The following is a 13,249-nucleotide window of genomic DNA, read 5'->3' as shown; positions in this document are numbered from 1 at the left end:
CCCGCCGAACCCTTGTCCCCCGCCCCCTGACCACCCACCCACTCCCGGCAACCGGCTGGCCCCCAGGGGTCCCTCGACCACATCGAGACACCCCCAGAAACCAGCCCACCCCCAGCAGCAACCGGCTGGCGCTCAGAGGTGCCTCAAACACCACGAGACACCCCCAGAAACCAGCCCACCCCCGGCGGTGATCGGCTGGCGCTCGGGGGTGTCTTGAGGCGGTCGAGACACCCCTGAGGACCAGCCGGGGCCAGGACCGTGGCAGGGGGCTGCGGGTCAGCGGGGGTCGGGGTGGCGGAGGCCGATCAGCAGGGACAGACCTGCTACCACTGAGCCGCCGCAGGCGACCAGATACGCCAGGAACAGCGCGAACGCCTCGCCCGCGCCCGTGCCGATCAGCGCCATCGCCATCAGCAGCGCGAACGCTGCCGTGCCGCCGGTCAGCACCCAGGCCGCCGCCTTCTGCCCGGTCGACCAGCGCGGTGACCCGGTGGCGATCAGCAGGCCCGCGACCGGGCTGATCACCGGCATCAGGAACGTGCCGCCGACCAGCAGCGCGATCGCCGTCGAGTCGGCACCGCCGACCACCGAGACCCGGGCCGGGCCGGGTGGCGCCGGAGCCGGCAGCGGGACGCGCAGGTGCAGCGGCAGGTAGCCACGGCGGGTGGCGTCGACGAGCTGCTCCGGCGGCCCTAACCGGGCCAGCACCGGGGCCGGGTCGGCGCCGGGCTCGTGGCGCAGCGCCAGATAGTCGGTCACCGTCCGCATCAGCTCGTCGCGCAGGTCGGGTGGCAGGTCGGCGCTCCCGGCCCACAGCTCGGCCAGATAGTCGAGGACGAGTTCGTCGGAGCGGGCCAGCGCGGATTGGGCCAGTGCGGTTGTCGTCATCTCGGTCTCCCCGGACGTTCGAGCGATACCGGTCAGCTTTGTCGCCGCAAGCGCCCGGCACATCGGACCGAGGTCGTATTCCGCACGGCCCGCATCCCACTTTCGGCCGAGGCGGGATGAGGCGCCCCAGGGCTGCGGGAGGGCAGGATGAGGGTATGCGCCTGGTCTCCCTGCTCCCCTCCGCGACCGAGATCGTCTATGCCCTGGGCCTCGGTGACGACCTGGTCGGCGTCACGTTCGAGTGTGACGAGCCACCCGCCGCGCGCACCGCGAAGACCGTGGTGGTCGGCGGCCGGGACACCCGGGACCTCACCCCGGCCGAGATCGACGACTACGTGCGCACCCAGATGGCGGCCGGCGGTGACCTCTACACCCTGCACGCCGACGCCCTCGCCGGGCTGGCCCCGGATCTGATCCTGACCCAGGACCTGTGCCGGGTGTGCGCGCTGCCGTCCGGGCACGTCGACGACGCGCTGAGCCATCTCGGGTGCCGGGCCGACGTGCTGAGTCTCGACCCGTACAGCCTGGCCGACGTGCTGGCCACGTTCGTCGAGGTCGGCGCGGCCGCGGGCGTGCCGGACCGGGGTCACGAGCTGGTCAGCGGCCTCGAGGAGCGCCTGGCCGCCGTGGCGGCGGGAGTGGCCGGCCGGCCCCGGCCCCGGGTGGCGATCGTCGAGTGGGTGGATCCGCCGTTCACCGGTGGGCACTGGGTGCCGGATCTGATCACGGCGGCCGGCGGTGAGGCGGTCGCGGCGCGGGCCGGCAAGCGGTCGGTGCAGGTGTCCTGGGCCGAGCTGGCGGCACCGAAGCCGGAGGTGGTGCTGGTCACCCCGTGCGGTTATCACCTGGACGGCGCGGTCCGGCAGGCCGAGGCGGTGCTGCCGCACTTCCCGGACGCCCAGGTCTGGGCGATCGACGGGGACGGCCTGGTGGTCCGCCCGGGCCCGCGGCTGATCGACGGTGTCGAGGCGATCGCCGCGATCCTGCACCCCGGCGCGGTCCCCTCAGCACGCCCGGGGACTGTCCAGCGCGTCCGATAGGAAAGCGGATCCGGCAGGAAGCGGGTCCGATAGAACAGTCAGCGCGCGAGGACCGGCTCGCGATGCGACGACGACCAGCGGGTCTGCGCCGCCGCCCGCACCTGCGACGCCTTGTGCAGCCACGCGATGTCCCGCCCGAACGACCAGGTCAGCGAGCCCAGCGCCACGGCCAGGACCCCGGCACCGGCCCAGAAGGGCAGCAGCCCGGACGCCACCACCACGAGCAGGATGCCCTGCTGGGCGGCGACCACCTTGCGGGAGAACTTCGGCGGCAGCGCGGCGTTCAGCCAGGGCAGCGCCCACGAGGCCGCCACGAAGGCGTACCGGAAAATGCCGATCGCGAGGGCCCACCAGCCGTAAGTGACAGCGGCATAGACGCTGAGCACCAGGATCAGGAACGCGTCCACCTCCATGTCGAAGCGCGCGCCCAGCTCCGAGGTGGTCCCGGTGCGCCGGGCCACCTGCCCGTCCACCCCGTCCATGGCCAGCGCCACGGTCGCGATCGTGACCAGCAGCCAGACCGGCACCGGGTGGCCCAGCACCGAGCTGGTGACCAGCGCGGTCACCCCGCCGGCCAGGATCGCCCGGCTGAAGGTGACCAGGTTCGCCCAGCCGAGGAACGTCATCCCGGAACGCTGCAGGGCCATGCCGAGCAGGCCGCAGAGCACCACGCCGTACGTGATCCCGGCGATCCCGCCGCCCAGCGTCAGCCCGGCGGTCAGGGCGAGCAGGGCGATGAGCAGCACCTGGGCCGCGAATCCGGTCATCGGCGCCCGGGACGGGGTCGTGGCGGTACTGGTGGTCACCGTGCCTCCTGGACTTAGGGTTAACCGCTGTCCCCCACACACACGCTTGCCGGGGACTTTCGGTTCAGAGGAGTTGGTTCGTGTTCGACGCGAGTGCCTTTTGGTTGGCTTCCCCCGGATCGGGGGAGATACGCACGGAACAGGTGCCGGATCCCGGTTCGGACGAGGTGATGGTGCGCACCCTGCACTCCGGCGTGAGCCGGGGCACCGAGACGCTGGTGTTCCAGGGCCGGGTGCCGGAGAACCAGTGGGCGACGATGCGCGCGCCGTTCCAGGCCGGTGACTTCCCGGCGCCGGTGAAGTACGGCTACCTGAACGTCGGCGTGGTCGAGGCCGGCCCCGCGCACCTGCTCGGCCGTACCGTGTTCTGCCTGTTCCCCCACCAGACCCGGTACGTGGTCCCGGCCGCGAGCGTGACCGTCGTCCCGGACGGGGTGCCCGCCGCCCGCGCCGTGCTGACCGGCACCGTGGAGACCGCGGTGAACGCGATCTGGGACGCCGCCCCGCAGCTCGGCGACCGGATCAGCGTGGTCGGCGGCGGCATGGTCGGCTCGTCGGTGGCCGCCGTCCTGGCCGGCTATCCGGGCGCGGACGTGCAGCTGGTCGACGCCGACCCGGCCCGCCGCGCGGTCGCCGACGCGCTCGGTGTCGACTTCGCGCTGCCCGAGCACGCCCGCGAGGAGCGGGACCTGGTGATCCACGCGAGCGCGTCGCCGGCCGGGCTGTCCCGGAGCCTCGAGCTGCTCCGCACCGAGGGCACCGTGGTCGAGCTGAGCTGGTACGGCGACCGCGAGGTCCCGTTGCGGCTCGGCGAGGGTTTCCACTCCCGGCGGCTGACCATCCGGAGCAGCCAGGTCGGCGGGATCGCCCCGCAGCGCGGCCGGTCGTACGCGGAAAGGCTGGGTCTGGCTCTGCGGCTGCTGCGCGATGACCGGTTCGACGCGTTGATCACCGGCCGGTCCGATTTTGCCCAGCTGCCGGAGCTGTTGCCCCGGCTCTCCGACGGCAGCCTGCCCGCGCTCTGCCACGTGATCGACTACCCGGATGGGAATTGATCTTCCCGCTCCGGGTACCCGTAGTGCACTGCAGATCCACGACCCGAGGAGTAAGCCCTTGTTCAGCGTCACCGTCCGGGACCACATCATGATCGCGCACAGCTTCTCCGGCGAGGTCTTCGGACCCGCGCAGCGGCTGCACGGCGCGACCTTCGTGGTCGACGCCACGTTCCGCCGCCCGGAGCTGGACCAGGACAACATCGTCGTCGACATCGGCCTGGCCAGCGAGAAGCTGCACGCCATCTGCGGCAGCCTGAGCTACCAGAACCTCGACGACGACCCGGAGTTCGCCGGCGTCAACACGTCCACCGAGTTCCTGGCGAAGCTGATCGCCGACCGGCTGGCCGTCCGGATCGGCGCCGGCGAGCTCGGCCCCGGCGCCACCGGACTGACCGGCCTCGAGGTCACCCTGCACGAGTCGCACATCGCCTGGGCGAGCTACGAGCGAACCCTGAGGTGATCTCTCCGCTCTACGCGGTGCTGCCGGCCGGCGTCGACGACCCGGCAGCACCCAGCGGCGGCAACCGCTACGACCGCGAGGTCCTCAACCACCTGACCGACAAAAACCCCGATTTGGTACGGGAGACGACCGTCCCCGGCAGGTGGCCACGCCCGGCCGCGTCCGATCGGGATCACCTCGCCCGGGTCCTCGGCGAGTTCCCCGACGGCGCCCTGGTGCTGCTCGACGGCCTGATCTGCTGCGGAGTCCCCGAGGTGCTGGAGCCGCACGCGGCCCGGCTACGCCTGGTGATCCTGGTGCACCTGCCGCTCAGCGACGAGACCAGTCTCTCCGCCGCGGAGGCCGCCGAGCTGCGCACCCTGGAGGGCCGGGCCCTGCACCTGGCCACCGGGGTGATCGCCACCAGCGACCGGGCCGGCGCGCACGTGGCGGCGATGCACGGCCTGCCGACGGTCCACGTCGCCGCGCCCGGCGTCGACCGGGCCACCCCGGGTACGCCCTCGCCGACCGGCCACCGGCTGCTCTGCGTGGCGTCGCTGGGCCCGCGCAAGGGCCAGGATCTGCTGCTCACCGCGCTGGAACAGCTCACCGACCGGTCCTGGGAGTGCACCTTCGCCGGGGCGGGCCGGGTGCCGCCGGTGCCCGCCACCCTGTCCGGCCGGGTCACCTTCACCGGGCCGCTGGCCGGTGGGGCGCTGGCCGCCGCGTACGAGAATGCGGATCTTTTTGTGCTCCCGTCGCGGGCCGAGACGTACGGCATGGTGGTGACCGAAGCCCTGGCACACGGCCTCCCGGTGGTGGCGACGGACGTCGGCGGGGTATCCGAGGCTCTCGGCGCAGCCGAGGCCGGAGGACGGTCCGGCGTGCCCGGACGCCTGCTGCCCCCGGAGGATCCGGACCTGCTCGCCGCGACCCTGCGGACCTGGCTCACCGACGCCGCCCTGCGCGACGACTGGCGGGCCCTGGCCCGCGCCCGCCGGGAAACCCTGACCGGCTGGGACGAGACCGCCCGCCGGCTGGCCACGATTCTGAGAGACATCGAGGAAGGAACCGCATGACCGGAGAATTCAGCGCCGGATGGCTGGGCCTGCGCGAGCCCGCCGACGCCGACGCCCGCTCCCTGGAGCTGGTCGGGCTGCTGCCCCGCCCGGTCAAGGTGATCCGCGACCTGGGTTGCGGCACCGGCTCGCTGAGCCGCTGGCTGGCGCCGCGGCTGCCGGTCCCGCAGACCTGGATCCTGACCGATCTCGACCACGACCTGCTCGAGATCGCCGCGGACCGGATGCCGGAGGGCGCCACCCCGGCCATCGACGAGCGGAATGTGACCGCACTCACCCGGGACGACCTGGCCGGCGCCGACCTGGTCACCTGCTCGGCACTGCTGGACCTGCTGACCGCGGGCGAGGTGGACCGGCTGGTCGAGGTGTGCGCGCAGGCCCGGACGAACGCGCTGTTCACGCTCTCGGTCACCGGCGACGTGCGATTCGCCCCGGAGGACCCCCGCGACCAGCGGGTCCGTGACGCGTTCAACGCGCACCAGCGCCGGGAGACCGGTGGCCGGGTGCTGCTCGGGCCGGACGCGCCGGACTACGCGACGGCGGCGTTCGAGAAGGCCGGCGCCCGGGTCGTCACCCGGGAGAGTGCCTGGCAGCTCGGTGCGGCCCGGCCGGAGCTGACCGCCGAGTGGCTGCGCGGCTGGTTCGGCGCGGCCGCCGAACAGGACCCTGACCTGCGCTCCGACGACTATCTCGCGACTCGCCTGGCGACGCTGCCGGAGGTCACGGTTGGGCACAAGGATGTTTTAGCGATCTTCGAGTGAACCTTGTCCGGGCGGTCCGGCGTACTAGTCCCTGAGGGATCGACGAGGGGACAAGACAAGTGAGCCGATCGTTCTGGGCATGGGTACGCCTGCTGGGCGGAGCCGGGATCATCGCGCTGGTGCTGTGGCGACTGGGCACCGGCGCGTTCCTGGACGGGCTGCGGGTGCTCGACGCCGGCACGCTCGCACTGGCCTTCGGGATCGGTGTGCTGACCACGGTGCTCAGCGCCTGGCGCTGGTGCCTGGTCGCCCGCGGCCTGGGCATGCGGCTGTCGCTGAAGGCCGCGACCGCCGACTACTACCAGGCGCTGTTCCTGAACGCGGCGCTGCCCGGCGGGGTGCTCGGCGACGTCGGCCGCGCGGTCTCGCACGGCCGCGACGAGGGCGACGTCGGCCGCGGGGTCCGCGCGGTGGTGCTGGAACGGACCGCCGGACAGGTCGTGCTGCTGGTCGTCGGCGGTGTGGTGCTGGTCTCGGTGCCGTCCCCGGTGCTCACCCTGATCGGCGAGCACGGGACCGCGGTCGCGGCCGGTGCCGCGATCGTCGCGACGATCACGTTGCTGGTGGTCGGTACCGTGCGGCGAATGAAGCGCGGCGGCTCGAAGCTGGCCGGCGCGGCCCGCACCGGCGCCGCGGAGATCCGCTCCGGTCTGCTGGCCCGCCGCAACTGGCCGGGTGTGCTGTTCGCCTCGGCCATGGTGCTGGCCGGTCACCTGGCGACCTTCCTGGTCGCGGCGCGGGTGGCCGGTAACGGCGCCTCGCTGCTGACCCTGGCCCCGATGCTGCTGCTCGCACTGCTGGCCATGGGCATCCCGCTGAACGTGGGCGGCTGGGGCCCCCGCGAGGGCGTGCTGGCCTGGGCGTTCGGTGCGGCCGGGCTGAGCGCCGAGCAGGGCGTGACGATCGCCGTGGCGTACGGGATCTGTGCCTTCGTGGCGGCGGCGCCGGGCCTGGTCGTGGTCGTGGTCCGTGCGGTGCGGAAGGCCCGGCGGCCGGTGGCCACGCCGGACCAGCCGGTGGCCGAGGCGATCCTGGAGGTCGCGGTGCAGACCGACTTCCGGGTACGGGCGACCGCGCCGGTCTCCCCCGCCGTCGTCATCTCCACGCCCGAGCCGGTCCGGATCCGCCGGACCACCGTGCGCCAGCCGGCGGGGGCCTCGGCTTGACCGAGCAGCCCGCCGGGTCAGCCCTCGTCGAAGCGGTCCGAGAGCGCGTATCGGAGCAGGACCACGTCGCCGATCTGGCGGACCTCGGCCAGCCGGGCGCGGTTCTTCGGGCCCGCCGGGAAGGCGCCGTCGTGCACGAACCGCGGCGCCCGCGAGTCACCGACGAAGAACGGCGCCACCACCAGCTGCAACTCGTCCGCGAGGTCGCGGGTGAGGAACTGGGTGTGCATGCTGCCGCCACCCTCGACCATCAGCCGGCGCACCCCTCGCGCGGCCAGGTCGGCACTGACCAGGTGGACGTCGACCGGGTCGCCGCCGTCGACCACGGTGGCCACCGCGCCGAGCCGGTCGCGCGCACCGGCCACGCTCGCGGTGGCGCAGTAGACCAGCTTCGCCGACTCGCCGGTGGTGAAGAACGCGGCGTCCGGATCCAGGTCGCCGCGCCCGGTGACGGTCACCTTGACCGGGTTCGCCGCCGTGCCGCGGGCCACCCGCGCCGCGCGGCGCCGCTCCGAGCGGACCAGCAGGCGGGGGTTGTCCTGGCGGATCGTCGTCGCGCCGACCAGGATCGCGTCGCACCCGGCGCGCTCCTCGTCGACGCGGTCGAAATCCGCGTCGTTCGAGAGGAGCAGCCGCTCCTCGGTGGTGTCGTCGAGGTAACCGTCGATCGACATGCCGCAACTCAACAAGGTGTAAGGACGCTCAGCCATCGTGCGTCCACGATAATCCGCGGTGTGCGGCGACCGATCTTCGGGCATTGCCTCTGCCACGGCGTCATGAAAAATGAGGAGGACCGATGTCAATGGCCACCGTCCGGCGTCAGGTGACCGTACCGCTGCGGTTTTCCGACGGATACGCCACTACTGCCCAGGTGATGACGTTCGACGGGCTGGCAGACGGCCGTGAGCACCTGGCGCTGGGCCTGGGTGACTGGCGGCGTGCGCTGACCAAGTCGGCGGCCGGCGGCCGGGCGCCGCTGGTCCGGCCGCACAGCGAGTGCCTGACCGGTGACGTGTTCGGCAGCCAGCGCTGCGACTGCGGCCCGCAGTTGCGCGAGGCCGCCGAGCGGATCACCGAGCAGGGCGGTTTCCTGCTCTACCTGCGCCAGGAGGGCCGCGGCATCGGGCTCTACGCCAAACTCGACGCGTACGCCCTGCAGGACGACGGGCTGGACACGTACCAGGCGAACCTGGCGCTGGGCCGGGGCGAGGACGAGCGGGACTACACCGCCGCCGCGCAGATGCTCCTCGCCGTCGGCGTCGACCGGATCCGGCTGCTCAGCAACAACCCGGACAAGGCGCTGCAGCTGGACGAGCTGGGCATCGAGGTGACCCAGCGGATCCCGACCGGGGTGCACGTGTCGGCGGCCAACGTCCGCTACCTGCGCACCAAGGCGTCGCACACGTCACACACCATCGAACTGCCCCTGGCGGAGTGACGCCGGGCTGCGCCTGGCGGCACCTGGCAGGGTGACGCCGGGCTCCTCCCGGCGGGGTGACGCCGGGGCTCCTCCTGGCGGCATTTCCGGCACGATGGCATGGTGACGGGCGTGAACATTCCGGAGGCGGGCGACCTGGACGCCATGGTGGCCGCGATCGACCACCTGCCGTTCATCGTCGCCGTCTTCGAGGGACCCGAGCTGCTGATGGTCGCCGCCAACGCGGCGACCCGCGCGGTGCTGCCCGGCCGCGACTTCCTCGGCCGCCCGTGCCGGGAGGTGCTCAGCGACCTGGTCGGGCAGCAGTTCGTGGACGCGTACCACGAGGTCTACCGGACCGGGGAGCCGATCACCGGGCGGCAGTGGCGGGCGCACCTGGACCAGCCGGACGGTTCGGTGCACGAGATGTTCGCGACGTTCACCATCGTGCCGTGGCTCGCCGCGGACGGGTCGGTGCGCGGCGTGATCGGCGCCGGGTTCGACGTCACCGAGCAGGCCCGGGCCCGGCAGGCCGCCGAGACCGAGGCGGATCGGCTGCGCCGGCGCTACGAGCAGAGCCGGGACGTGGTCACCGAGCTGCAGCGGGCGCTGCTGCCGTCCGGGCTGCCGGTGCTGCCCGGCCTGCAGATCGCGGCGAGCTACCTGCTCGCCGACGCGGACACCGCGGCCGGCGGCGACTGGTTCGACGCGATGGCCCGCCCGGACGGGCTCGTCGCACTGGTGGTCGGCGACGTGGTCGGGCACGGCATCACCGCGTCCGGGACCATGGGTCAGCTGCGCGCGGTGCTGCAGGAACGCCTGGACGACGGCGCCTCGCTCACCGAGGCGCTGGCCGCCGCCGACCGGTTCGCCCGGCGGGTCCCGGCCGCCCACGCGACGACGGTCTGCCTGGCGCTGCTCGATCCGGGCAGCGGGGAGCTGCTCTACTGCACGGCCGGGCACCCGCCGCCGCTGGTGGTGAGCGCGGCCGGCGAGACCCGGTTCCTGCCGGTGACCGGAGGTGCGCCGCTGGGCACCGGCGGGGCCTTCCCGGTCCAGCAGGACCGGCTGGAGCCCGGTGACCTGGTGCTGCTCTATTCGGACGGGATCCTGGAGCGGCCGTTGGTGGCCCTGCCCTCACCTCCGGCCTCCACCTCGCTGCCGTTGTCGGATTCAGCCCCTGATTCCCTCCTGTCGTCGTCGGCGACTGAGCTGGCTCGGGTGGCCGCCGACGCGGCGGCCGGGCGGGCGCTACGTGACCCGTCGGCGACCGTGGCCGAGCGGGTCTGCGCGCAGACGATCGAGCTGCTGGTCCGGGCCGGCGGGCACGCCGACGACATCACGCTGCTGGCGGCGCAGCGGGTGACCGTCGTACCGGAGCTGGTCCTGGAGCGGGCGGCGGACCCGGCGTCGCTGCGCGGCATCCGCGTCGAGCTGGGCCGCTGGCTGACCGCGCTGGGCGCGGCCGAGCACGACGCGTTCGTGCTGCAGCACGCACTGGGCGAGCTGACCACCAACGCGATCGAGCACGCCTTCAGCGGGGTGTCCCCCGCTACCACCGAACCCCGGACGATCGAGGTACGAGCCGTGCTCACCACCGCGGGCCGGGTCGAGGCGACCGTTTCTGATCACGGCGGGTGGCGCGCGCCGGAACGGCAGCCGATCCGGGGCCGCGGCCTGGCGCTGACCGCACAGCTGGTGGAGAGCCTGCGGGTGGAGCCGGGCGAGAACGGCACGGTGGCCACCGTCCGGCATCCGCTGAACCGGCCGGCCCGGCTGCTGGCCGGCTTCGACGACGCGCCCCGGACGCCCGAGCCGGCCGTGCTGCTCATCGCCGAGCTGCCCAGCGACGACGAGACCCAGGTCCGGCTGGCCGGTCCGGTGGACGCCGCGTCGGCCGCGCACGCCCGCCAGGAGCTGCTGCGCCGCAGCCGGGGCGGCGCCGTGCCGATGACCGTCGACCTGACCGGGGTGACCCACCTGGCCAGTGCCGGGGTGTCCGCGCTGTTCCAGATCGCCGAGCAGCACCACGACCAGAAGGCCACGCTGACCCTTCTCGCGGCCCCGGGCAGCCCCGCCCGCGAGATCCTCGACCTGGTCGGCCTGCCGGTCACTCCTTAGGGTTGTGCACAGGGCTGGGCAGAATGTCGGTCGGGCTCTCTACTATCGCTGGGTGACCCCGGCTCCCCCGATCCCCGTTTCCAGCGCCACCGACGCGCTCAACCGCATCTTCGGTTACCCGGAGTTCCGCGGCCAGCAGCGCGAGATCGTCGAGCACGTGATCGACGGTGGCGACGCCCTGGTGCTGATGCCCACCGGCGGCGGCAAGTCGTTGTGCTATCAGATCCCGGCGCTGGTCCGGCCAGGCGTCGGCGTGGTGATCTCTCCACTGATCGCGCTGATGCAGGACCAGGTCGACGCGCTGCGCACGCTCGGTGTGCGGGCCGGCTTCCTGAACTCGTCGCAGGACTTCGAGGAGCGGCGCTTGGTCGAGGCCGAGTTCGTGGCCGGCGAGCTGGACCTGCTCTACGTCGCGCCCGAGGGCCTGGGCACCGCAGGTGTGCAGCGGCTGCTCGACCGCGGCAAGATCGCGCTGTTCGCCATCGACGAGGCGCACTGCGTCGCCCAGTGGGGCCACGACTTCCGGCCCGACTACCTCGCGCTCTCGATGCTGCACGAGCGCTGGCCGGACGTGCCGCGGATCGCGCTGACCGCGACCGCGACCACGGCCACCAAGGACGAGATCGCCGGGCGGCTGCAGCTGACCGAGGCGCGGCACTTCACCGCCAGCTTCGACCGGCCCAACATCCAATACCGGATCGTCGCCAAGAACGAGCCGAAGCGCCAACTGCTCGAGCTGCTGCGCGCCGAGCACGCCGGTGACGCCGGCATCGTCTACTGCCTGTCCCGGGCGTCGGTCGACAAGCACGCGGCGTACCTGTCGGCGAACGGCATCCCGGCCCTGCCCTACCACGCCGGTCTGGACTCCCGGACCCGCGCGACCAACCAGTCCCGCTTCCTGCGTGAGGACGGCCTGGTCATGGTCGCCACGATCGCGTTCGGGATGGGCATCGACAAACCCGACGTGCGCTTCGTCGCCCACCTCGACCTGCCGAAATCGGTCGAGGGCTATTACCAGGAGACCGGCCGGGCCGGCCGCGACGGGCTGCCGTCGACGGCCTGGCTGGCGTACGGGCTGCAGGACGTGGTGCAGCTGCGCAAGATGATCGACGGTTCGGAGGGCGACGTCGCGTTCCGCCGCAACGCCGGCCGGCACCTCGACGCGATGCTCGCCCTCTGCGAGACGGTGTCCTGCCGGCGCGGGCAGCTGCTGGCGTATTTCGATCAGGAAGCGCCGTCGGCGTCGTGCGGCAACTGCGACAGCTGCCTGAACCCGCCGGAGTCCTGGGACGGCACGGTGCCGGCCCAGAAGCTGCTCTCCACGGTGCTGCGGCTGCAGCGCGAGCGGGGGCAGAAGTTCGGCGCCGGCCAGTCGATCGACATCCTGCTGGGCAAGCACACCGAGAAGGTCGCCCAGTTCCGGCACGAGGACCTGACCGTCTTCGGCATCGGCACCGACCTGCGCGAGGCGGAGTGGCGCGGTGTGGTCCGGCAACTGCTGGCCGGGGGTTATCTCGCGGTCGAGGGCGAATACGGCACGCTGGTGCTCACCGAGCGCAGCTCCGAGGTGCTGCGGGGCGAGGTCACCCTGATGATGCGCCGGGAGATCCCGTCGCAGCGGTCCCGGGGCGGTTCGTCCTCCGGGTCCGGCTCCCGCTCGTCGCGCACCCCGGCGGCCGCCCCCGCCGACTTCCCGGCCGAGGCCGAGCCGATGTTCGAGAGCCTGCGGGCCTGGCGGGCCTCGGTGGCGAAGGAGCAGGGCATCCCGCCCTACGTGATCTTCCACGACAAGACGCTGCGCGCGATCGCCGTGCTGTTGCCGTCCTCGTTGGACCAGCTGGGCACGGTCAGCGGCGTCGGCCAGAGCAAACTGACCAAGTTCGGCGACCAGGTCCTGGCCGTGGTCCGCGGCGAGGACCCGCCCGCGCCGGGCGGCGGTGAGACGTCTTCGTCCGCCAGCGGTGAGCCGCCCTCATCCGGCGGCGGGATCCCGCTGGATGAGGAGCCGCCCTACTACGACGAGGAGCCGCCCTACGAGGAGTGAGCCGCCGTCACTGGCCGCCGGCGACGTTGACCATCCACGGGACGCCGAACTTGTCGGTGAGCTGGCCGAACTCGTCGCCCCACATCTGCTTCTCGAACGGGACGGTGATCGAGCCGCCGTCGGCCAGCTTGTCCCAGAAGGCGCGCAGATCGTCGCTGCTGTCGCCGCTGAGGCTCACGGTGATGCTGCTGCCCGGGGTGAACGGCATCCCGGGCGGCATGTCGGAGGCCATCAGGGTGTAACCCTGCGGCGTGTCCAGCATCGCGTGCATCACCTTGTCCTTGAGCTCCGGGTCGGGCGAGCCGAACTCGCCGAACGTGTTGACCCGCAGCTCCCCGCCGAAGACCTGCTGATAGAACTCGATGGCCGCGCGGGCATTGCCCTGGAAAGCCAGGTACGGGTTGAGTCGGGACGTCATCACAGGCTCCCTTGC

General features: G+C 72.7%; 13 protein-coding genes. 9 read left to right on the top strand and 4 right to left on the bottom strand.

What is annotated here, in order from left to right; genetic code table 11:
- Positions 1–276: 276 nt before the first annotated feature.
- Positions 277–888, bottom strand: a complete 612-nt coding sequence (locus ADL15_RS03155; RefSeq protein WP_067684949.1) for an HAAS signaling domain-containing protein — start codon at positions 886–888, stop codon at positions 277–279.
- A gap of 155 nt (positions 889–1,043) precedes the next feature.
- Here ADL15_RS03155 and ADL15_RS03150 point away from each other — a divergent pair, with 155 nt between their 5' ends.
- Positions 1,044–1,928, top strand: a complete 885-nt coding sequence (locus tag ADL15_RS03150) for an ABC transporter substrate-binding protein (RefSeq protein WP_067684947.1) — start codon at positions 1,044–1,046, stop codon at positions 1,926–1,928.
- A gap of 38 nt (positions 1,929–1,966) precedes the next feature.
- On the opposite strand, the gene ADL15_RS03145 is transcribed toward ADL15_RS03150, so the two are convergent.
- Positions 1,967–2,734 (bottom strand): CDP-alcohol phosphatidyltransferase family protein, encoded by a 768-nt coding sequence (locus tag ADL15_RS03145; protein WP_232343870.1) that lies wholly within the window; start codon positions 2,732–2,734, stop codon positions 1,967–1,969.
- A 143-nt stretch (positions 2,735–2,877) separates the two neighbouring features.
- On the opposite strand from ADL15_RS03145, the gene ADL15_RS03140 reads away from it, so the two are divergent.
- From ADL15_RS03140 to ADL15_RS03120, 5 genes are read left to right on the top strand one after another with little or no spacing between them, the layout of a single operon-like run.
- Positions 2,878–3,789 (top strand): zinc-dependent alcohol dehydrogenase, encoded by a 912-nt coding sequence (locus ADL15_RS03140; protein WP_232343869.1) that lies wholly within the window; start codon positions 2,878–2,880, stop codon positions 3,787–3,789.
- Between the two features lie 58 nt (positions 3,790–3,847).
- The gene (locus ADL15_RS03135) at positions 3,848–4,249 is read left to right on the top strand and encodes a 6-pyruvoyl trahydropterin synthase family protein (protein ID WP_067684942.1); all 402 of its coding nucleotides are present in this window, start codon (positions 3,848–3,850) and stop codon (positions 4,247–4,249) included.
- Complete coding sequence (locus tag ADL15_RS03130) at positions 4,246–5,307, top strand: glycosyltransferase family 4 protein (protein WP_198170488.1); 1,062 nt, start codon at positions 4,246–4,248, stop codon at positions 5,305–5,307. The genes ADL15_RS03135 and ADL15_RS03130 overlap by 4 nt, the downstream gene beginning before the upstream one ends.
- Positions 5,304–6,068: a class I SAM-dependent methyltransferase gene (locus ADL15_RS03125; RefSeq protein WP_067684941.1), complete on the top strand. Its 765-nt coding sequence runs from the start codon at positions 5,304–5,306 to the stop codon at positions 6,066–6,068. Before ADL15_RS03130 ends, ADL15_RS03125 begins: the two co-directional genes overlap by 4 nt.
- A gap of 38 nt (positions 6,069–6,106) precedes the next feature.
- Positions 6,107–7,234 (top strand): lysylphosphatidylglycerol synthase transmembrane domain-containing protein, encoded by a 1,128-nt coding sequence (locus tag ADL15_RS03120; protein WP_394326906.1) that lies wholly within the window; start codon positions 6,107–6,109, stop codon positions 7,232–7,234.
- A gap of 17 nt (positions 7,235–7,251) precedes the next feature.
- Here ADL15_RS03120 and ADL15_RS03115 read toward each other — a convergent pair whose 3' ends face one another.
- A complete protein-coding gene (locus ADL15_RS03115) occupies positions 7,252–7,944 on the bottom strand; it encodes a RibD family protein (protein ID WP_067684939.1) in 693 nt (230 codons plus the stop codon).
- Positions 7,945–8,030: 86 nt separating this feature from the next.
- Here ADL15_RS03115 and ADL15_RS03110 point away from each other — a divergent pair, with 86 nt between their 5' ends.
- From ADL15_RS03110 to recQ, 3 genes are all read left to right on the top strand, one after another.
- Entirely contained in the window at positions 8,031–8,672 is a 642-nt protein-coding gene (locus ADL15_RS03110) for a GTP cyclohydrolase II (RefSeq protein ID WP_067684937.1), read from the top strand.
- A 111-nt stretch (positions 8,673–8,783) separates the two neighbouring features.
- Positions 8,784–10,772 carry a SpoIIE family protein phosphatase gene (locus ADL15_RS03105; protein WP_394326905.1) on the top strand — a complete coding sequence of 663 codons (1,989 nt, stop codon included), beginning with the start codon at positions 8,784–8,786 and terminating at the stop codon, positions 10,770–10,772.
- A 52-nt stretch (positions 10,773–10,824) separates the two neighbouring features.
- Complete coding sequence (gene recQ / locus ADL15_RS03100; RefSeq protein ID WP_083970858.1) at positions 10,825–12,816, top strand: DNA helicase RecQ; 1,992 nt, start codon at positions 10,825–10,827, stop codon at positions 12,814–12,816.
- Between the two features lie 7 nt (positions 12,817–12,823).
- Here the strand turns inward: recQ and ADL15_RS03095 are convergent, their stop codons facing one another.
- A complete protein-coding gene (locus ADL15_RS03095; protein WP_067684933.1) occupies positions 12,824–13,234 on the bottom strand; it encodes a VOC family protein in 411 nt (136 codons plus the stop codon).
- Between the last annotated feature and the right edge of the window lie 15 nt (positions 13,235–13,249).

The sequence above is a fragment of the Actinoplanes awajinensis subsp. mycoplanecinus genome (genome assembly GCF_001509495.1).
In the GTDB taxonomy this organism is placed as follows: Bacteria; Actinomycetota; Actinomycetes; order Mycobacteriales; family Micromonosporaceae; genus Actinoplanes; species Actinoplanes palleronii.
The sequence above is the reverse complement of the archived record's forward strand: the minus strand, read 5'-3'. Positions and strand labels throughout refer to the sequence as shown.